The organism is Mycobacterium sp. pUA109 (assembly GCF_041287095.1).
GTDB lineage: Bacteria > Actinomycetota > Actinomycetes > Mycobacteriales > Mycobacteriaceae > Mycobacterium.
The window spans coordinates 107,776-127,445 of record NZ_JBGGKS010000014.1 but is presented as its reverse complement, the minus strand read 5'-3'; the positions used below and the strand labels follow the sequence as shown (position 1 = coordinate 127,445).

Sequence of the window (19,670 nt, the reverse complement as noted above, 5' to 3'; positions counted from 1 at the left end):
TTGAAAGATATTGTCACGTCGAGTGTTTTGACAACACGATCCGCTCGACGGGTAAACATCCCAGCAGGCAGCACGTCGTCGCGAGGCCGGCCAGTCGGCTTCATTAACCCTGACTGCGCCAAGTCGGCATTAAGGAGAATTGGCCCCGCTCCTCAGAGGTCGACTTGCCTCGGTACCGACGACTGAACAAGTCCACCATCGACGTCCGACGTCACCGACTCGGCCTGCATAATCACCGCGGTCGACCTACCGGCGACGGGGCGGCGCACGTACATCGACCACGTGACCACCGCCGCCGCAAAGTACATCACCAGGAAGATCCAGAACGCCGTCGTGTCTGTGCCGGTGCTCTGGTAGGACTGGCGCAGCGCGAGATTGACACCCACGCCGCCGAGCGCGCCGGTCGCCGCGGCGAATCCGATTAGCGCTCCGGACATGTTGCGTGACCAGTGGCGACGCTCGGCTTCGCCGAACTCCCTCGTGTGGCTGCGAGCCTCGATGACCGCAGGGATCAGCTTGAACACCGACCCTTTGCCAAGTCCAGCCAAGACGAACAGGGCGAGGAGGCACCCGATATAGCCGACCATGGTGAACATTGTTGTGGGGCCGGGGGTGTGGTCGTCGTGGGTACTGACGCTGGCCAGCACCGTGGTGGTCACAACCATGCCGACGAATACGGCCAGCGTGACGCGGTCCCCACCGAAACGGTCCGCTAACCGACCCCCGTAGATCCGCGCCAGCGCGCTCAGCAACGGCCCGATGAACGCGAATTCGGCTGCGTGCAGCGATGCGTCCGCGGCGCTTTGCCCGCCGGCGACGAAGTTGATCTGTAGCACCTGACCGAACGCGAACGAGAAGCCGATGAACGTGCCAAAGGTGCCGACGTAGAGCAGCGCGAGCACCCAGGTGTCGCGCTCGCCCATAACCGACCGCAGGGTTGCCACCTGGATGCCGTGCTCCAGGTTGTCCATGAGCAGCGCCGCCAGGATTGCAACCACCGTCAACAGCACCAGGTAGATCGCGCACACCCAGTACGGCTGCCGGTTGCCGGCAATCGCGAGCACCAACAACCCCACCACCTGGACGGCCGACACCCCGAGATTGCCGATGCCAGCGCTGAGCCCCAACGCCGAACCTTTGAGCCGATGCGGGTAGAAGGCATTGACATTGGCCAGCGAGGCCGCATAGTTGGCGCCACCGCACCCGGTCAGCGCCGCACACACCGCGTACATCCACAGCGGCAGACCGGGGTTGGCCAGCAACACGATGGTCCCGCCCGTGGGGACCAGCAGCACCAGCGCCGCACACGTGGTCCAATTGCGACCTCCGAGCGCCGCAATACCCAGCGTGTAGGGGATGCGCAAGCATGCCCCGACCAGGGTGGCGGTGGCGCCGAGCAGAAATTTGTCGGCAGTGGAAAAGCCGTACACCGACTCGGGCATAAACAGCACCATCACCGACCAGAGCGCCCAGATCGAGAAGGCGACGTGATCGGCCGCCATCATGCATAACAAGTTGCGCCGGGCGATCTTCTTGTTGCCGGCGTCCCACGCAACGACGTCCTCGGGGTTCCAGTCAACGATCCTATGGCCGCGGCCCATCTAATCTCCTGACAGTCAAAAATATTGGGAACCAGCCTAACTCAGAGAATCGTCGACAGCCACGCGCTGGCAACTGTGAATTACCAGTGGATTTCGCCGCGTTGGATGTCGCCAGCGGTTGGCCAGCCGGGCACGCAGCTTGCCGGCACCACCTAATCGGTGGTGCCGGCAAGGTCGGGCCACAATGAGTCAGGGGCCGGTCGTGACAGAGGTTTCTGCGTTGTTCTCCAGATTCTTGACTGCGCTGGGGTCGTCGCCGACGCCGATTTTCGAGGCGCCACCCGGTGAGCCAAGTTCTACGAAGAAGTCGGCGTTGATCTGCCGGTATTGGCTCCACTCGTCTGGTACGTCGTCTTCGTAGTAGATGGCTTCGACCGGACATACCGGCTCGCACGCCCCACAGTCGACGCATTCGTCGGGCTGGATGTAGAGCATCCGCGTTCCCTGATAGATACAGTCGACGGGGCATTCGTCAATGCATGCCTTGTCGTTAACGTCGACACACGGTTCGGTGATCACATATGTCACACCGTCTCCTTCCCTAGTGGTATCAAGAGGATTTGCGCAACACGTTGCTGGACGGCGGTTCGCCGTGGCTGATGCGCAACAACTCCGCTAGGCGCGCCACCTTGATGCGCGGCCGCCCATGTAGCTGGCCGGCAGAGCGTTCATATTCGTCGATCAGCCGCCAATGCGCGTCAGTGACCAGGTTCGGCTGGCGCGACGCCAACCACTCGGCGAGTTCGTCGGCCCGGTCGTCGGGAAATTCCGCGCGGCTGGCTCCGACCAAATCGTCGAGCAGTGTATCGACGGTGTCCTGGGAGTCTTTCTTGTTGGTGCCGATCACCCCGGTCGGCCCGCGTTTGATCCAACCGACTACGTACTCGTTGCGACTGCCCTCCACGCGGCCAGCGTCGTTCGGGATGGTTCCGGTCCCGTTATCGAATGGCAGTCCCGGTGTGGGCCGGCCGCGGTAGCCGACCGCACGCACCACCAACTGCACCGGCAACTTTTCGCGCGCGCCGGTATCTTTGGCCACGACCCGCCCCCTGTCATCGCTGACCAGCGCGTTGTGGCCGAGCACCATTTGTTCAACTTTGCCGTTGCCGTTGATCTCGATCGGAGAGGTCAGAAACCGGAAGACGATTCGGCGGTGCCCTGGTCGCGGTGCGCGTCCCGCGTAGTCACGCAGCACCTTGAGGTTCTGCGTGGCTGTCTTGCCCGCAGCCGCGGCATCGTCCTCGCTGATGCCCGCCAGCTGCGCTGGATCGACCACCACGTCAACGCCGTCCAGCTCACCGAGTTCGCGTAGTTCTAGCGTGGTGAACGCACTCTCCAGTGGGCCGCGTCGGCCGATAACCACAACTTCGTTTATGCCGCGGGTTCGTAGCAACGCCAGCGCGTGGTCGGCGATGTCGGTGCGGGCCAGCACATCAGGGTCAGTTACCAAGATGCGTGCGACATCGAGCGCGACGTTGCCGTTGCCCACCACAACGGCACGACCGTCGGAAAGATCGGGCGACATGTCGCAAAAGCGTGGGTGGGCGTTGTACCAGCCCACGAAATCCACCGCAGCGATGCTGCCGGGCAAAGCTTCACCGGGGATGTTCAACGCTCGATCCGATTGCGCCCCAATGGCGTAGATCACTGCATGGTACTGCTCGGCAAGTTCGGCCGCCTCCACGTGCTCGCCCACGGCGACATTGCCAAAGAACCGAAAGCGAGGGTGGTCGGCGGTTTTTTCGAACTGTTTGCTGATCGATTTGATCTTGGGGTGGTCGGGCGCGACGCCGGAACGCACCAGCCCCCAGGGCGTCGGCAGCATCTCCAGCATGTCGACCGCGATGTCGATCTGTTCAGAAGAATCGGCGGCCTTGAGCAGCGACGCTGCCGCGAAAAATCCCGACGGACCGGAGCCGACGACGGCGACGTGGCAGGGACACATGATCAGAGCCCTCCACGGCGCTGAGCGCCATGCTCGCCACGTCGGCGCGCACCATGACTGTCTCGGCGAAATATCCATGCAGCGGAAAAGGTCATGGCGTCGATGGTTTCGAATCCCAGGGGCCTCCGGTAGGGGTCTCTATGTTGTGGTGTCACAAAGCTCCGTTGTGCCCACCACTGGAAGTTGACTTGGAGTCCGCTGGGGATTCTCTGGCAGATTGTCTGCCGCCAGACATATGGTGGCACCATGGCTTTTCACCCCTTGGGAGTCCTAATAGTAGGGATAGCCCGCAGGTCTCCGCGCCACTCCATACGGCGACTTAAGCGCCGCGTGAGCAGCGGCCGGCTCGTTACAAGCCGATCATTTTCATGAGGTAGACAGGACGCATGACGTTCCCACAAGCCTAGACAGTGATTTGATCCACCATGCCACTTAGTTCTCGCATGCCCGAACTCTCCTGGTTCGAAACGTTTTTGGCTATCGCTCAGACAGGCAGCCTGGGCGGTGCCGCCCGCGAGTTGGGGTTGACCCAGCAGGCTGTGTCAGCGCGTTTGGCCTCGCTGGAGGCACAAGTCGGTGTGCGGTTGGCAGTCCGAACGAGACGGGGGTCACCGCTCACGCCCGCCGGTGCGATCGTCGCCGAGTGGGCGGCCCGCTTGCTCGACATTGCTCACGAGGTCGACGCCGGATTGAGCGCGCTGCGAACTGAAAATCGCCGACAAATCAAGGTGGTGGCCAGTCAGACGATTGCCGAACAACTGATGCCGCAGTGGTTGGTGTCCTTGCAAGCCACTGCCGCGCGACACGGCGGCACCGCCCCCACGGTGGTTCTAACCGCCACCAACAGCGTCAACGCAATCGCCGCGGTTCGGGACGGCACAGCCGATCTCGGATTCGTCGAGAAACCCGGTGCCCCAGCCGGATTAGGCAGCTGTATCGTTGCGCACGACGAGCTGGTGGTCGTCGTATCGCCGGATCATAAGTGGGCTCGGCGGACCCGAGTCGTGAGCGCCATCGAACTCGCGCAGACTCCCCTGGTCGCCCGTGAAGTCGGCGCCGGCATACGCGATTCGCTGACGATGGCTCTCCATAAGGCGCTGGGCGCCGACATGCGGCAAGCTCCCCCGGTGCTCGAACTGTCTTCCGCTGCAGCCGTGCGCGCCGCGGTCCTCGCCAACGCGGGACCCGCGGTGATGAGCCGGCTGGCAGTGGTCGATGACCTCGCGGTCGGTCGCCTCCGCGCCATCCCGACACCCGAGTTGCAACTGGGGCGCCCGCTTCGCGCCATCTGGGTCGGCGGGCGTACCCCACCCGCCGGCGCGATACGCGACCTGCTCAGCCACATCAGTACCCACACGGCGGCGCTGCGCAAGTAGGCGTCTGCGATGCCGGCCAGGGCCGGCCGGGATCTTCGGCTTTGGGTGCGTCCCTCAGGCCGCAGCTTGCCGGGCCACCGCCTGGTCGTAGCGGTCCAGCACTGTCTCGGCCACTAGTTCGTGCGCGCCCAGCGGCTGGGCCATCGCGATGCCGGCCGCTCTCGCGAAGGTCAGCACCCGGTCGGTAATGAGTCCCGGTGCCAGAAACCATGGCGCGATCGCCAACCGGCGGGCACCCCGGCGCTTCAACCGCTCCGCGGCCTCTGGGACCGACGGCAACGGTCCGGTCGCGAATCCTATGGCGGCGCCGGCCCAGTGGGTTTCTGCCGCGAGGGTGTGCGCTACCGCCGCGGTACGCGCGTTCACCGCCGGACTTGACGAGCCGATCGCAGCCACCAGCACACCGAGCGTGTGGTCAGCCGGGGAGACCCCCAACTCGGTCAGCCGTTCACGCAGCACCGCGACCAGTCGCTCATCTTCCCCCAGCACGTCGGCCTGTCGCACCGAGACCGCGGCGCGCGCGATCTGTTTGGGGATGTCGGTGCGGGCGTGGTAGGCGCTGGCCAGCAGGAACGGCACAACAACTGCCTGGTGGTGATCGTTCAAACCGCGCAGCGCGTCGACCAGGTTGGGGTCATTCTGCTCACAGAACGCGACCTGTACATCAAGGCCTGGACGCATCTGCCTTAGCCGACCGGCCACCGCATGCACGTTGGCCGCCGACCGCGGGTCCTTGCTGCCGTGTGCGGTGAGTACCAACGCGCTCATGAGCTGTGCAATCCACATTCGGTCTTCGAGGTCCCCTGCCAGCGTCCGCTGCGCGGATCGGCACCGTCAGCCGGCTTTGTCGTGCAGGGGGCGCAACCGATCGACGGATACCCCTCGTCGATAAGCGGATTCACCAGCACGCCGCGCTCGCAGATGTAGTCATCCAGATCCTGATCGGTCCATGCTGCCAACGGATTGACCTTCACCAGCTTGAACTGCTCGTCGAAACCGACAATCGGCGCATTCGCGCGGGTCACTGCCTCGGCCCGGCGCAGCCCGGTCACCCACGCCGAATACCCGCGCAACGCTTTGGTCAGCGGAACGACCTTGCGCAGCCGACAACACTCGTTGGGTTCCCGGGCGAATAAATCCTTGCCCAGCAACTCATCCTGCTGCGCCACCGTGTTCTCCGGCGTGATGTTGAGCACTCGGATGTCGTAGATCGCCTCAATCGCGTCGCGGGTGCCGATGGTCTCTGCGAAGTGATACCCGGTGTCTAGGAAGATCACTGGCACACCGGGACGTACACCGGCGGCTAAGTCGATCAGCACGGCGTCTTGCATGCTGGAGGCGACTACATAGTTGCAGGTTGCCGAACTCCGGGGCCCGGCGATGCCCCCGAAGTTCTCGTCGGTCCAGCGGAGTATGTCAGTAGCGCTGGCACCATCTAGTTCGACTGCACCGCGTAACGCCCGCTCACGTAGTTCGGTTTCAGGCAATGCACCCGTTTCGCCGCTCATCGCAGCTCCGCCTCGTCGACGCGCATCGCCCACTGCGCGAAGCGTTCGCCGTCATACCGCTGTTTGACGAAGTTGCGTACGATGCGGTCGACGTAGTCGCCGAGTTCGTCGCTGGTCACTTTGTGCTGGCGCAGTTTCCGGCCAAACCCGCTGTCCATACCCAGGCTTCCGCCCAGGTGTACCTGAAACCCTTCGACCGACCCGCCGGCCCCGTCGTCGACCATTTGGCCCTTGAACCCGATGTCGGCGACTTGGATTCGGGCGCACGAATTCGGGCATCCGTTGATGTTGACCGTGATCGGCACGTCGAGGCGCGCGTTGAGATCCTCGAGGCGTTTCTCCAGCTCGGGTACCAGCGTTTGGGCGCGCACCCGGGTTTCGGCAAATGAGAGCTTGCAGAACTCGATGCCGGTACACGCCATCAGGTTCTTCCGCCAGGCCGACGGCCGTGACGGCAAGCCCAGCGCGTCCAAACCCGCGACCAGCTCGTCGAGTTTGTCGTCAGGCACATCGAGAATGACGAGTTTCTGGTATGGGGTGAACCGGGCCCGATCGGCGCCGGCCCGCTCCATCAAGTCGGCCACCGCGGACAAGATGGTGCCCGATACCCGCCCAGCGACGGGGGCGACACCGACAGCATTCAGTCCGTTCTTCAGCCGCTGCACGCCGACGTGGTCGATCGGGTGCGTAATCGGCTCGGGGGCGGGCCCATCGAGGAGGCGCCGGTTGAGGTACTCCGTTTCTAGAACGTCCCGGAATTTCTGCACGCCCCAGTCTTTGATCAGAAACTTCAGCCGGGCCTTGGATCGCAGCCGCCGGTAACCATAGTCACGGAACACCAACGTCACCGCTTCCCACACGTCGGGTACCTCCTCCAACGGCACCCACACCCCGACGCGCTGGGCCATCATCGGGTTGGTGGACAGCCCGCCGCCCACCCACAAGTCCATCCCCGGACCGTGCTCGGGATGGTTAACTCCGATGAATGCGACGTCGTGGGTCTCGTGGGAGACGTCCTGCAGGCCCGATATCGCGGTCTTGTATTTGCGGGGCAGGTTCGCGTACTCCGGGTTGTTCATAAAGCGGCGCAGGATCTCATCGATCGCTGGGGAGGGGTCGAGCACCTCGTCGGGTGACTCGCCGGCCAGCGGCGACCCATGGATGGCGCGTGGGCAATCACCACAGGCCTCGGTGGTCTGCAGGCCGACAGCAGCCAGCCGTTTCCAGATTTCGGGGACGTCTTCGATCCGGATCCAGTGGAATTGGACGTTTTCCCGATCACCGATATCGGCGGTGTCGCGGGCGAACTCCGTGGAGACCTGGCCCAGCGTACGCAAGGTAACCGCCGACATTGGCTTACCGTCGGAGCGCACCCGCATCATGAAGTACTTCGCTTCGATGGTGTCGGTGTTCTCGTCGCCCGTCCAGGTCCCGTCATAGCCCTGCTCACGCTGCGTGTACAGGCCCATCCAACGGAACCGGCCGCGCAGATCCGTCTTCTCGATGCTGTCAAAACCCTGTTTGGCGTAGATGTTTTCGATGCGGGCCCGCACATTGAGCGGCGCGTCGTCGTGCTTGATCTGCTCCGACTCGTTCAACGGTTCCCGCTCGCCCAACGCCCATTGGCCCTGACTGCGGGTCTTAGCGGGACGAGATGTGGTCATGTGGGGCTCTCCTTAACATGATGGCCGGTCCGCACCGCGCGCTCCGCGGTCGACCTCCGGGCATTGGCGCCGGTCGATGACTCCGCTTGGTTGTGCCGGTGGTGCCCTCAAGGTTTCCTGGCCCACGGACGCGGCGGTAGCGGCCTTAATGTTGTGGCGTCACAACGGGTGGTTGTGTGTCAGCGCCAGCTGCCGTGCTTGCCCGGCGGCTGCGGCGTCCGACATGAGCTTCGGCGCGGAGCCGTTCGACCATGTGCGGGTAATGCAGTTCGAAGGCGGGGCGCTCCGATCGGATCCGGGGCAATTCGGTGAAGTTGTGCCGCGGCGGTGGGCAACTGGTGGCCCATTCCAGCGAGTTGCCGTAACCCCACGGGTCATCGACCGTGACCGGTTCGCCATAGCGCCAGCTTTTGAACACGTTCCAGATGAACGGAATCATCGAGAATCCGAGGATGAACGAGCCGACGGTGGACACGACGTTGAGGGTGGTGAACCCGTCGGTGGGGAGATAATCGGCGTAGCGCCGTGGCATTCCCATGTCACCGAGCCAGTGCTGCACCAAAAACGTGGTATGGAAACCGATCAACGTCGACCAGAAGTGCAGTTTAGCTAGCCGCTCGTCTAACAGCCGGCCGGTCATCTTCGGAAACCAGAAGTAAACCCCGGCGAACGACGCGAACACGATGGTGCCGAACAACACGTAGTGGAAGTGGGCTACCACGAAATAGGTGTCGGTGACGTGGAAATCCAGCGGCGGGCTAGCCAGCAGTACCCCGGAGAGCCCACCCAGCAGGAAGGTGACCAGGAAACCGAACGCCCATAGCATCGGCGATTCGAAGGTCAGCTGACCTTTCCATAAGGTGCCGACCCAGTTGAAAAACTTGATCCCGGTCGGCACCGCGATCAGATACGACATGACGCTGAAGAACGGCAACAACACCGCTCCGGTGGCGAACATGTGATGCGCCCACACCGCCATCGACAAGCCCGCGATACCGAGGGTCGCATAGATCAGCGTGTTGTAGCCGAAGACCGGTTTGCGGGAAAACACCGGAATAACCTCGGTGATGATGCCGAAAAACGGGAGCGCGACGATGTAGACCTCGGGGTGGCCGAAGAACCAGAACAGGTGCTGCCACAACAGGACTCCGCCGTTGGCCGGGTCATAGACATGTCCACCGAGGTGACGATCATAAGCGAGGCCGAACAGCGCGGCGGTCAACGGCGGAAAAGCGAGCAAGACCAGGATCGAGGTCACCAGAATATTCCAGGTGAAGATCGGCATCCGAAACATCGTCATGCCCGGCGCGCGCATGCACACCACCGTGGTGATCATGTTGACAGCGCCCAGAATGGTGCCCAAGCCGGCAACAATCAAACCCATGATCCATAGATCAGCACCGGCGCCGGGGCTATGTACCACGTTGCTGAGTGGGGTATAGGCCGTCCAACCGAAATCCGCGGCACCCCCCGGCGTAATGAAGCCTGCGACGGTGATGAGGGCGCCGAACACGAACAACCAGTAGGAGAAGGCATTAAGCCGGGGGAACGCCACGTCGGGTGCACCAATCTGCAGCGGCAACACCAGGTTGGCAAACCCAAACACGATCGGGGTGGCATAGAGCAGCAGCATGATCGTGCCGTGCATGGTGAACAGCTGATCGTACTGCTCGTTTGACAGAAACTGCAGCCCGGGCATGGCCAACTCCACACGCATCAGCAGTGCCATCAACCCACCGAAGAAGAACAATGCGTAACAGGTGACGATGTACATCATGCCGATCAGCTTGTGATCGGTGGTGACGACCAGCTTGGATAAGAGCGCCCCCCGCAGACCCGGACGCTCCGGATAGGGACGAACAGCCTCCGTCAACGCATTCGACGATGCTAGAGCGGTCATGTGCCTTGGTCTCCGAACCTTGTCAGACAAGTCTCGTTTCAGATGCTGGCCGCTCAGCCGGTCCATCTCTAGAGGTCTGCATGTTGTGGCGTCACAACATTTTGTTGGGTGTGCCGGCTGTAGCGGTGCCTCTACGTTGAGAGGACCTGCACTACTGGGGCTGAACCAGCGGAAAGGTTCTTATGACCGGCACATCCCCTGTCCATAACGTCATCGTCATCGGTTCTGGGCCCGCTGGGTATACCGCGGCGATCTACGCCGCCCGGGCGCAGTTGGCGCCGGTGGTGTTCGAAGGCACCTCCTTCGGCGGGGCGTTGATGACCACCACCGAAGTGGAGAACTTCCCCGGATTCCGCGAGGGCATCCAGGGCCCGGCGTTAATGGACGAGATGCGCGAACAGGCCCAACGCTTCGGCGCCGACCTGCGAATGGAAGACGTCGAATCCGTCGACCTGGGCGGCCCGGTCAAATCGGTGACCACCGCCGACGGGGAAACCTACCGGACGCGGGCGGTCATCTTGGCGATGGGCGCAGCCGCGCGCTACCTGCACGTGCCCGGTGAACAGGAACTGCTCGGGCGCGGCGTCAGTTCGTGCGCCACCTGTGACGGATTCTTCTTCAAAGACCAAGACATCGCGGTGATCGGCGGCGGCGACTCGGCGATGGAAGAAGCCACCTTTTTGACCCGCTTCGCCCGCAGCGTGACCATCGTGCATCGCCGCGACGAGTTCCGCGCATCGCGCATCATGCTGGACCGCGCCCGCAGCAACAACAAGATCCGCTTCCTGACCAACCACACCGTCGCCGCGGTCCACGGTGACACCACGGTGACCGGATTACAGTTGCGCGACACCGCCACCGGCGCGCAAACCACCCTGGCGGTGACCGGCGTCTTCGTCGCGATCGGCCACGACCCCCGCTCCGAACTGGTCCGCGACACCCTCGACGTCGACCCCGACGGATACGTCCTAGTCCGCCAACCCACCACCCACACCTCACTGCAGGGCGTCTTCGCGGCCGGCGACCTCGTGGACCGCACCTACCGACAAGCAATCACCGCCGCCGGAACCGGCTGCGCCGCGGCCATCGACGCCGAACGCTGGCTCGCGGTACGAGAGGGTCGGGAAAGCATCCTCGACCTGGCAGCCGTCACAGTGACACGCGCCACATCCCTGTGAGCGTGACTGCCGAACTCCCAGGTTTCACACTGTCAGCTCCCAGCTAGCCGCGGTAGGTTCGCGCGGGTCGCTGTGGGAGACGTTCGGCCAACAACGGATTCCCCGCGTGACCGTCGACCGATCACGAGGAGAACGATGGCCCGCTCGCATCGAATCATGGACTGGGACGCCGAGGACACCGCGGCCTGGGAGGCCGGGAACAAGAAGATTGCGCGGCGCAACCTGATCTGCACGGTCGCCGGCGACCATGTCGCGTTCTCGATCTGGTCGCTGTGGTCGGTGATGGCGCTGTTCATGCCCGAGCCGATCTACCACTTCGGTGCCGGCGACAAGTTGCTGCTGGGCGCGACCGCCACCTTCATCGGGGGGTGCGTGCGCATCCCCTACACGCTGGGAATCGCCAAGTTCGGGGGCCGCAACTGGACGGTGTTCTCGGCGCTGGTGTTGCTGATCCCCACCGTCGGCACCATGGTGCTCCTGGCCAACCCCGGCCTGCCGTTGTGGCCGTATGTGCTGTGTGCGGCGCTGACCGGATTGGGCGGCGGCAATTATTCGGCATCGTTGGCCAACGTCAACGCGTTTTACCCGCAGCGGCTCAAGGGGGTGGCGCTGGGCATCAACGCCGGCGGCGGCAACGTCGGGGTGGCGGTGGTCCAGCTGGTGGGGCTGCTGGTGCTGGCCACCGCGGGAAATCGGGACCCGTACTGGGTGTGCGCGGTCTACCTGGTTTTGCTGGCGATCGTGGCTATCGCCGCGGCTTTGTTGATGGACAACCTGGACCACAGCATCGAGGTCGGCCACATCCGGTCGATCCTGTCGGTGGCCGACACCTGGGTGATCACCCTGCTGTACACCTGCGCATTCGGGTCGTGGATCGGTTTTGCGTTCGCGTTCGGGCAGGTGCTGCACGTCAATTTCGAGAGCCTCGGTCAAAGCCCCGCACAAGCGTCGCTGCACACCGCCCAGATCGCCTTCGTCGGTCCGCTGCTGGGGTCGCTGTCGCGGATTGTCGGCGGCAAGATCTCCGACCGGGTCGGCGGCGGCCGAGTCACCCTGGCGGTGTTCGCCGGGATGATCCTGGCAGCCGGGTTGCTGGTCGGTTTGAGCACCCATGACGACTATGCCCACGGCCCCAACCACGTCAACGGTGGTGCCCACACCATCACCTTGATCGGTTACATCGTCGGATTTATCGCGCTGTTCATCCTGTCCGGAGTCGGCAACGGGTCAGTGTTCAAGCTCATCCCGTCGGTTTTCGAGGCGCGCAGCCGGTCGCTGGACCTCGACGAGACCGAACGCCGACACTGGGCGCGCACCCACGCGGGCGCACTGATCGGGTTTGCCGCGACGGTCGGTGCGCTCGGCGGCGTCGGGATCAATTTGACGTTGCGGCAGTCCTACGCCAGCACCGGCTCGGAGACGTCGGCGTATTGGATCTTCTTGGCCGCCTACGTGGTGGCCTCGGTGCTGACCTGGCGCCGCTACGTCCGTCGGCCCAGTTCGGCCCCGGCGGTTCCCGGATCAGCGCACGAATCGGCGCCCGCCCGCCTGTGACGGGCGTCGCAGCATAGGGCAACGCTCCGGCAATTGACCGGTAACGCCGTGGAAATCTGCCAGGAATAAACAATTCATATGACTCAACCAGACCGGGAGTCGCTCACCGGCTACCGGGTCGCGGTGACTGCCGCGCGCCGGGCCGGTGAACTGTCTGCGCTGTTGCGCCGCCACGGCGCCACGGTCTGCGCCGCGCCGGCCATCACCATGATCAACCTGCCCGACGATGACGAATTGCATCAACACACCGAGGCGTTGATCGCCCAGCCGCCGGACATTCTGATCGCAACGACCGCCATCGGATTCCGCGGCTGGATCGCGGCCGCCGACGGCTGGGCGCTGGCCAATGATCTGATCACGGCGTTGTCCGGCGCCCGGATCGTGGCCCGCGGGCCGAAGGCCACCGGCGCGCTGCGCGCCGCCGGGCTGCCCGAGGAGTGGTCCCCCGCCTCCGAATCATCCCGCGAGGTGCTGGATTACCTGCTGAAGTCCGGTGTGGCCGGACTGCGCGTCGCGGTGCAGCTGCACGGTGTCGCCGACGACAACTGGGATCCGATCCCGGAGTTCGTCGACGAATTGCGGGCCGCGGGCGCCGATGTGGTGCCGATCCGGGTGTATCGGTGGCAGGTGGCTCCGCCGGGCGGCGAGTTCGATCAGCTGCTCACCCAGATCGCCCAACGCCAATTCGACGCGGTCGCCTTCACCTCCGCGCCGGCGGTGGTGGCGATGCTGCGGCGCGCAACCGACCTGGACATCACCGATGAGCTGCTGGCCGCACTGCGTTCGGAGGTGCACGCGATGTGTGTGGGCCCGGTGACCGCTGGCCCGCTGACCCGGCTGGGCATCCCGACGTTGTCGCCGCAGCGGATGCGGTTGGGGGCGTTGGCGCGTCACATCGCGGAGGAACTGCCGGCGTCGCGCACCCACACCGTGCACGCCGCCGGGCACCGCATCGAGATCCGCAGCACCTGCGTGCTGGTCGACGATGAGGTCAAGTCGTTGTCGCGGACGGGGATGGCCACCCTGCAGGCGTTGGCGCGCCAGCCCGGCACGGTCGTCGACCGTGACACCCTGCTGCGCGCGTTGCCGGGCAACGGCTCCGACACCCACGCCGTGGAGACCGCTGTCCTGCGGCTGCGGACCGCGTTGGGCGACAAGAGCATTGTCGCCACCGTGGTCAAACGCGGCTACCGGCTTGCGGTCGACGAACGTTCGGGGGTGGCGTGAACCTCATCTTGGTGGCGCACGGCACCCGCAAACCAGGGGGCGTCGCGATGGTCGGTGACCTCGCGCAGCGGGTGGGCGAGCTGCTGGACCGCGTCGTGCAGGTGGCGTTCGTCGATGTGCTGGGTCCCACCCCGACGGAGGTGTTGGCCGCCTCGGCGGTGGCCGACCGGCCGACAATCGTGGTGCCGGCCTTTCTGTCCCGCGGCTACCATGTCCGCACCGATCTGCCCGCCCACGTCGCGGCGAGCGGGCATCCCGATGTCACCGTCACGCCCGCGCTGGGACCCAGCCGGCAGATCGCGCGCGTAGTCGCCGAACGGCTGACCGAATCCGGGTGGCGTCCCGGCGATTCGGTGATCCTCGCGGCGGCGGGCACCTCGGATCCGGCGGCGCGGACCGACCTGCGCGACAGTGCGGCGCTGTTGTCGGCGCTGATCGGCTCACCCGTGGACCTGGCGTTCGCCGCGACCGGGGCGCCGAGCGTGCCCGAGGCCGTCGCCGCCGCTCGGCGCCGGGGTGCGCGTCGTGTTGCGGTGGCGTCCTATCTGCTGTGTGAGGGACTGTTCCAGGATCGGCTGCGGCATAGCGGCGCCGACCTGGTCAGCGGCCCGTTGGGTACCCACCCCGGGGTGACCCGGCTGATCGCCGACCGGTTCCAGCAGGCACAACTGCCCACACCCTGTTAGCGCGCGGCGCTATTCGCGTCGCGCGAGCGTGCGCAAACCCGGGAATTTGCCCGGCGTGGCGGCCGGGGACACGCACGCTCGCGCCAAAAAATTAGGCGACGCGGCCGACCTGGACGTAGCCGTCCTTGACTCGGGTCGGATACACCGGCACCGCCACGGTCGGGTCGTCGAGACAGCTGCCGTCGTCGAAGGCGAACGCCTGCTTCTTGATCGGGGACTGCACGGCCAACCGGCCGGCCCGGTCGCCGACGATGCCGCGCGAGAGCACCGCCGCACCGGAGAACGGGTCGATGTTGCCCAGCGCGTACAGCGATCCGTCGTCGAGGCGGAACAACGCCGCCTGCGAACCGTCGGCGAGCAGCACGCCGACACCGCGGCCAGGAATCAGGTAGTCGTAGGCACACGCCGCCGTCCACGCCTGGTCGTCGGTGGCCAGCACTTCGGTCCTGTCGTCCAGTAGTGTCATGAGACCTCCCTCTGGTCGGGCATGCGCGGCATGCCGATGGACACCGGGGCGGGCACCTTCCGCCCGTTCTGCTCGACGAACGTCACGGTGGGGTCGGGCGCGTCGGGAGCGTTGACGAAGGACACGAACCGGGACAGCTTGTCCGGATCCTCCAGTACGCCTTTCCATTCGCACTCGTAGCCCTCGACGTGGCGGGCCATCGCCGCTTCGAATTCCTCGGCCAGCCCGAGCGAGTCCTCACAGACCACCTCACGCAGGTGGTCGAGTCCGCCGTCCAGCGACTCCAGCCACGGCGCGGTGCGCTGCAACCGGTCGGCGGTGCGGATGTAGAACATCAGGAACCGGTCGATGTAGCGGACCAGGGTCGCGTCGTCGAGGTCGCTGGCCAGCAACTGCGCGTGCTTGGGGGTCATGCCGCCGTTGCCGCACACGTAGAGGTTCCAACCGGTTTCGGTAGCAATGACGCCGACGTCCTTGCCGCGGGCTTCCGCACATTCCCGCGCGCAGCCCGACACCCCCATCTTGATCTTGTGCGGCGCGCGCAGCCCGCGGTAGCGCAGCTCCAAGTCGATGGCCATCTGCACCGAGTCCTGCTGGCCGTACCGGCACCAGTCGGTGCCGACACAGCTTTTCACCGTGCGCAGCGACTTCCCGTAGGCCTGACCGGATTCCATGCCGGCGTCGACTAGGCGCTTCCAGATCTCCGGCAGCTGGTCCACCCGGGCGCCGAACATGTCGATGCGCTGACCGCCGGTGATCTTGGTGTACAGCCCAAATTCCTGGGCGATCTGGCCGATCAGGATCAGGTGTTCGGGTTTGATGTCGCCGCCGGGAACCCGCGGCACCACCGAGTAGCTGCCGTTGCGCTGGATGTTGGCCAGGAAGTGGTCGTTGGAGTCCTGCAGCGAGGCCTGCTCGCCGTCGAGGATGTGCTCCGAGCTGGTGGAGGCCAGGATCGAGGCCACGGTGGGTTTGCAGATGTCGCAACCCATTCCGGTGCCGAACTTTTCGATCAGCCCGGAGAAGGTGCGGATCGAGGTGGCGGAGATGATCTCGAACAGTTCGGCGCGCGACTGGCTGAAGTGCTCACACAACGCCTTGGATTGCTCGACGCCCTCGGCCTCCAGCAGCTGCTTGAGCAGCGGGACACACGATCCGCAGGAGGTGCCGGCGCCGGTGCAGGTTTTCAGGTCGGCGACGTCGGCGCAGCCGTCGGCGATCGCACACTTGAGGTCACCCTTGGTGACGTTGTTACACGAGCAGATCTGCGCGGAGTCCGGCAGCGCGCCCACACCCAAAGCCGAACCGCCACCGCCGGATTGGGCCGGCGAGATCAGCGCCAGCGGGTCGCCGGGCAGCTGCGAGCCGACCATCGGGCGCAGCACCCCGTAGGAGGAGGCGTCGCCGACCAGGATGCCGCCCAGCAGCGTCTTGGCGTTGTCGGAGAGCACCAGCTTGGCGTAGGTCTGGTTCACCGCGTCGTTGACGACGACCTGCAGGCAGTCCTTGGTGGTGCCCATGGCGTCGCCGAAGCTGGCGACGTCGACGCCCAGCAGCTTCAGCTTGGTGGACAGGTCGGCTTCGGGGAATTCGGCGACGCCGGCCAGCAGCCGGTCGACCACCACTTCGGCGCTGGTGTAGCCCGGCCCGACCAGGCCGTAGCACCGTCCCTCGATGGCGGCGACCTCCCCCACCGCGTACACGTCCGGGTCGCTGGTCACACAGGACAGGTCGGTGAGCACCCCGCCCCGGTCGGCGAGGGTCAGGCCCGCGGCCGCGGCCAGTTCGTCGCGGGGCCGCACCCCGGCGGCGAAGATCACCAGCCCGGTGTCGATGAGCTCACCGTCGGACAGCAACACCCGCAACGACTGCGTCCCGTCCGAGTGGGCGACGGTTTGGATGGACTCGGTGCCCACCCCGACGTGCACGGCGATGCCCAGCTCGCCGATCATGCGTCCCAGCAGCGCACCGCCGGCCTCGTCGAGTTGCTGGGCCATCAGCCGCGGCGCCATCTCGACCACGTGGGCGGTCAGCCCGAACCCGCGCAGCGCGTTGGCGGCTTCCAGCCCCAGCAGCCCGCCGCCGATGACCACCCCGGTGCTGGTGTGGCCGGCGGCCAACGTGCGCTGCACGTCGGCGCGGATGCCGTCTAGGTCGTCGAGGGTGCGGTAGACGTGGCAGCCGGGCAGGTCGTGGCCGGGCACCGGCGGGACGAAGGCGTAGGAGCCGGTGGCGATCACCAGCTTGTCGTAGCCGTACCGCTGGCCGTCGGCGGTCCGCACCGCTTTGGCGGTGCGGTCGATGTCGGTGACCCGGGAATTGAGCAGCAACCGCACGTGCTGGTCGCCGGCGTAGTCGTTGCCGGGCAGCGCCAGCTGGTCACGGTCCCACGCCTCGGTGTATGCGGTCAGCCCCACCCGGTCGTAGGCGGCGTTGGACTCCTCGGCCAGCACGGTGACCCGCCAGCAACCCTCGGTGTCGCGGGCACGCAACGCCTCGACGAGGCGGTGGCCCACCATGCCGTGGCCGACCACGACGATGTCGCGCGGTTCCTCAACAGCAGGCATGAGACGAGGCTAGGGGCCCGATATTGCGGAAATGTCGCCTTATGTGACGGGGCCATGACGGTGTGTTCACACCGCCATCGACCTGCTGTGAACGACTGTGTGAGTGCTCACGTTTGGGCTGTGGGTTTGCTCACAGCGAACAGCGGAACTTAAGCGTGGTCGACTCATGTTTGTACGGATAGCGGGCCGGCACCGGGTCGGCCGCCAGCGACAACGAGGAGATACCGATGAGCAACCTGACACTGTGGTCACGACCGGCCTGGAACACCGACCGGTGGGTGCACGACTTCTTCGGCCCGGCCGCCGCCGCGGACTGGTTCAAGCCGGTCGCGAGTGGCTTCCAGCCGGCCGCCGAGATCACCAAGGACGGCGACGACGCCGTCGTCGCGCTGGAACTGCCGGGCGTGGACGTCGACAAGGACGTCACCGTCGAACTCGACGGTGGGCGCCTGGTCGTCCACGGTGAGCGCCGCGACGAGCACGCCAGCGAGGAGCACGGCCGCACCCTGCGCGAGGTCCGCTACGGGTCGTTCCGCCGGTCGTTCGCGGTGCCCGCGCACGTGACCGGCGACGCGATCACCGCGTCGTATGACGCCGGGGTGCTGACCGTGCGGGTGGCCGGGGTCTACGCCGGCACCCAGGCGCAGCGGATCGCGATCACCAAGTAGCGCCTACTCCCGCGAGGGTGCGGTTTCATACGCCCGATCGGCGCGTCGGGTATGAAACCGCACCCTCGGCCGCGCTAAACCCAGCGGGCCAGGATGTCCGTGGCCGGGCCGGCCAGCGCGGCCTGAAAGAACGGGCCGAAGCTGACCCGGCCCACCCCGAGCGGACCGAACGTAGCCGGATCGTCCTGGTCGGGCACCGCGATCGCGTTGACCGGCAGCGGCAGCTCGGCGGCCAACCGGCGCAACGTATCTGGGTCGTGGCGTCCCACCGGATACAGCACGTCGGCGCCGGCGCCCGCGGCTTCGGTGAGCCGGGCGATGGCGCGGTCCACCCGGTCGGCGTCGTCGCCGTCCTTGCGCAGAAACAGGTCGGTGCGGGCGTTGACCACCACGTGCACCCCGGCCGCATCGGCGGCTGCGCGCAGCGCACCGACCAACTCGGCGTGTTCGCTCGGTGACCGCAATCGCTTGCCCTCGCTGTGCACGCTGTCTTCGATGTTCAGCCCCACCGCGCCGGCGCCGAGCAGCCCCTCGACGAGCCGCGACGCCGGCTGGCCGTAGCCCGATTCGATGTCGACCGACACCGGTACCGGCACCGCCGCGGTGATCTGGGCGACCCGGCCGAGCAGATCCTCGAACGTCATCCCCTCGTTGTCGGATTTGCCGAGCGAATTCGCGACCGGGTGGCTGCCCACCGTCAGCGCCGCGAACCCGGCGTCGACGGCCAGCTTGGCCGACCACGCATCCCACACCGTCGGCAAGATCACCGGATTGCCCGGTTGATGCAGCGCCAACAGCGCGGTCGCCCGTTGCCCAAGCCCGTCCTGACTGGCCATCTCGGTCACCTTTCTCATCGCTCTCCGTGCGGGAGAGTCACAGACGTGATCTGTCTCACGTCGGGTTCGTGATGTGGCTAGCATCGAGTGTCGTAGTGTGATCCCTGACACCTTCAGCCCAAGGAGGTCCGTTGTCCAGCACCGCCGAAATCGCCGAACTGCACGACCTGATTGGTGGCCTGCGCCGGTGCGTGATGTCGCTGAAATCCCGGTACGGCGAAGTCCCCGGGATGCGTCGCATCGTCTTGGACGCCGAGCGCATCCTCAGCGACGTCGAACTGCTCGACATCGACGCCAACGAGTTGGACCTCGAGCGTTGGGCCGCCCAACACACCGCCGAGAAGATCCCGATTCCCGACACCGAATACGACACCGAGTTCTGGCGCGACGTCGACGACGAGGGCGTCGGCGGCCAGGGCAGATCCTGACCGACCCCGCGATACCGGGTGCTCGTCACTGGGCACCCACGATGAACCACGTAGAGGATCACACCA

General features: G+C 65.6%; 17 protein-coding genes. 7 read left to right on the top strand and 10 right to left on the bottom strand.

The window, feature by feature from the left end; translation table 11 throughout:
• Positions 1-152: 152 nt before the first annotated feature.
• From ACAG26_RS17185 to ACAG26_RS17175, 3 genes are all read right to left on the bottom strand, one after another.
• Entirely contained in the window at positions 153-1,601 is a 1,449-nt protein-coding gene (locus ACAG26_RS17185) for a nitrate/nitrite transporter (RefSeq protein WP_370484259.1), read from the bottom strand.
• 189 nt (positions 1,602-1,790) lie between these two features.
• Positions 1,791-2,129: a ferredoxin gene (fdxA, locus tag ACAG26_RS17180; protein WP_370484257.1), complete on the bottom strand. Its 339-nt coding sequence runs from the start codon at positions 2,127-2,129 to the stop codon at positions 1,791-1,793.
• 22 nt (positions 2,130-2,151) lie between these two features.
• A complete protein-coding gene (locus tag ACAG26_RS17175) occupies positions 2,152-3,546 on the bottom strand; it encodes an FAD-dependent oxidoreductase (RefSeq protein WP_370484255.1) in 1,395 nt (464 codons plus the stop codon).
• A gap of 425 nt (positions 3,547-3,971) precedes the next feature.
• Between ACAG26_RS17175 and ACAG26_RS17170 the strand changes: the two genes are divergently transcribed.
• Positions 3,972-4,922 (top strand): LysR family transcriptional regulator, encoded by a 951-nt coding sequence (locus ACAG26_RS17170; protein ID WP_370484252.1) that lies wholly within the window; start codon positions 3,972-3,974, stop codon positions 4,920-4,922.
• A 54-nt stretch (positions 4,923-4,976) separates the two neighbouring features.
• Here the strand turns inward: ACAG26_RS17170 and ACAG26_RS17165 are convergent, their stop codons facing one another.
• The 4 genes from ACAG26_RS17165 to ctaD all read right to left on the bottom strand — a co-directional run bounded on the left by ACAG26_RS17165 (position 4,977) and on the right by ctaD (position 9,994).
• Positions 4,977-5,690: a sirohydrochlorin chelatase gene (locus ACAG26_RS17165; protein WP_370484250.1), complete on the bottom strand. Its 714-nt coding sequence runs from the start codon at positions 5,688-5,690 to the stop codon at positions 4,977-4,979.
• Positions 5,687-6,430: a phosphoadenylyl-sulfate reductase gene (locus ACAG26_RS17160; RefSeq protein ID WP_370484248.1), complete on the bottom strand. Its 744-nt coding sequence runs from the start codon at positions 6,428-6,430 to the stop codon at positions 5,687-5,689. The genes ACAG26_RS17165 and ACAG26_RS17160 overlap by 4 nt, the downstream gene beginning before the upstream one ends.
• A complete protein-coding gene (locus ACAG26_RS17155; protein ID WP_370484247.1) occupies positions 6,427-8,094 on the bottom strand; it encodes a nitrite/sulfite reductase in 1,668 nt (555 codons plus the stop codon). The genes ACAG26_RS17160 and ACAG26_RS17155 overlap by 4 nt, the downstream gene beginning before the upstream one ends.
• 145 nt (positions 8,095-8,239) lie before the next feature.
• On the bottom strand, positions 8,240-9,994 hold the full coding sequence (ctaD, locus tag ACAG26_RS17150) for a cytochrome c oxidase subunit I (protein ID WP_370484326.1): 1,755 nt from the start codon (positions 9,992-9,994) through the stop codon (positions 8,240-8,242).
• A 182-nt stretch (positions 9,995-10,176) separates the two neighbouring features.
• On the opposite strand from ctaD, the gene trxB reads away from it, so the two are divergent.
• The 4 genes from trxB (at position 10,177) to ACAG26_RS17130 (ending at position 14,639) form a co-directional block, all read left to right on the top strand.
• Positions 10,177-11,172 carry a thioredoxin-disulfide reductase gene (gene trxB / locus ACAG26_RS17145; protein ID WP_370484246.1) on the top strand — a complete coding sequence of 332 codons (996 nt, stop codon included), beginning with the start codon at positions 10,177-10,179 and terminating at the stop codon, positions 11,170-11,172.
• 135 nt (positions 11,173-11,307) lie between these two features.
• Positions 11,308-12,726: a nitrate/nitrite transporter gene (locus tag ACAG26_RS17140; RefSeq protein ID WP_370484244.1), complete on the top strand. Its 1,419-nt coding sequence runs from the start codon at positions 11,308-11,310 to the stop codon at positions 12,724-12,726.
• A gap of 78 nt (positions 12,727-12,804) precedes the next feature.
• Entirely contained in the window at positions 12,805-13,953 is a 1,149-nt protein-coding gene (locus ACAG26_RS17135; protein WP_370484242.1) for a uroporphyrinogen-III synthase, read from the top strand.
• Positions 13,950-14,639 (top strand): sirohydrochlorin chelatase, encoded by a 690-nt coding sequence (locus ACAG26_RS17130; protein WP_370484241.1) that lies wholly within the window; start codon positions 13,950-13,952, stop codon positions 14,637-14,639. Before ACAG26_RS17135 ends, ACAG26_RS17130 begins: the two co-directional genes overlap by 4 nt.
• Positions 14,640-14,730: 91 nt before the next feature.
• Here ACAG26_RS17130 and nirD read toward each other — a convergent pair whose 3' ends face one another.
• On the bottom strand, positions 14,731-15,105 hold the full coding sequence (nirD, locus tag ACAG26_RS17125) for a nitrite reductase small subunit NirD (RefSeq protein ID WP_370484240.1): 375 nt from the start codon (positions 15,103-15,105) through the stop codon (positions 14,731-14,733).
• Positions 15,102-17,672: a nitrite reductase large subunit NirB gene (nirB, locus tag ACAG26_RS17120; RefSeq protein ID WP_370484239.1), complete on the bottom strand. Its 2,571-nt coding sequence runs from the start codon at positions 17,670-17,672 to the stop codon at positions 15,102-15,104. The genes nirD and nirB overlap by 4 nt, the downstream gene beginning before the upstream one ends.
• A gap of 227 nt (positions 17,673-17,899) precedes the next feature.
• On the opposite strand from nirB, the gene ACAG26_RS17115 reads away from it, so the two are divergent.
• Entirely contained in the window at positions 17,900-18,340 is a 441-nt protein-coding gene (locus ACAG26_RS17115) for an Hsp20/alpha crystallin family protein (RefSeq protein ID WP_370484238.1), read from the top strand.
• 74 nt (positions 18,341-18,414) lie between these two features.
• Here the strand turns inward: ACAG26_RS17115 and ACAG26_RS17110 are convergent, their stop codons facing one another.
• On the bottom strand, positions 18,415-19,176 hold the full coding sequence (locus ACAG26_RS17110; RefSeq protein WP_370484236.1) for an isocitrate lyase/phosphoenolpyruvate mutase family protein: 762 nt from the start codon (positions 19,174-19,176) through the stop codon (positions 18,415-18,417).
• Positions 19,177-19,307: 131 nt separating this feature from the next.
• On the opposite strand from ACAG26_RS17110, the gene ACAG26_RS17105 reads away from it, so the two are divergent.
• Positions 19,308-19,604: a hypothetical protein gene (locus ACAG26_RS17105; protein ID WP_370484235.1), complete on the top strand. Its 297-nt coding sequence runs from the start codon at positions 19,308-19,310 to the stop codon at positions 19,602-19,604.
• Positions 19,605-19,670: the final 66 nt, after the last annotated feature.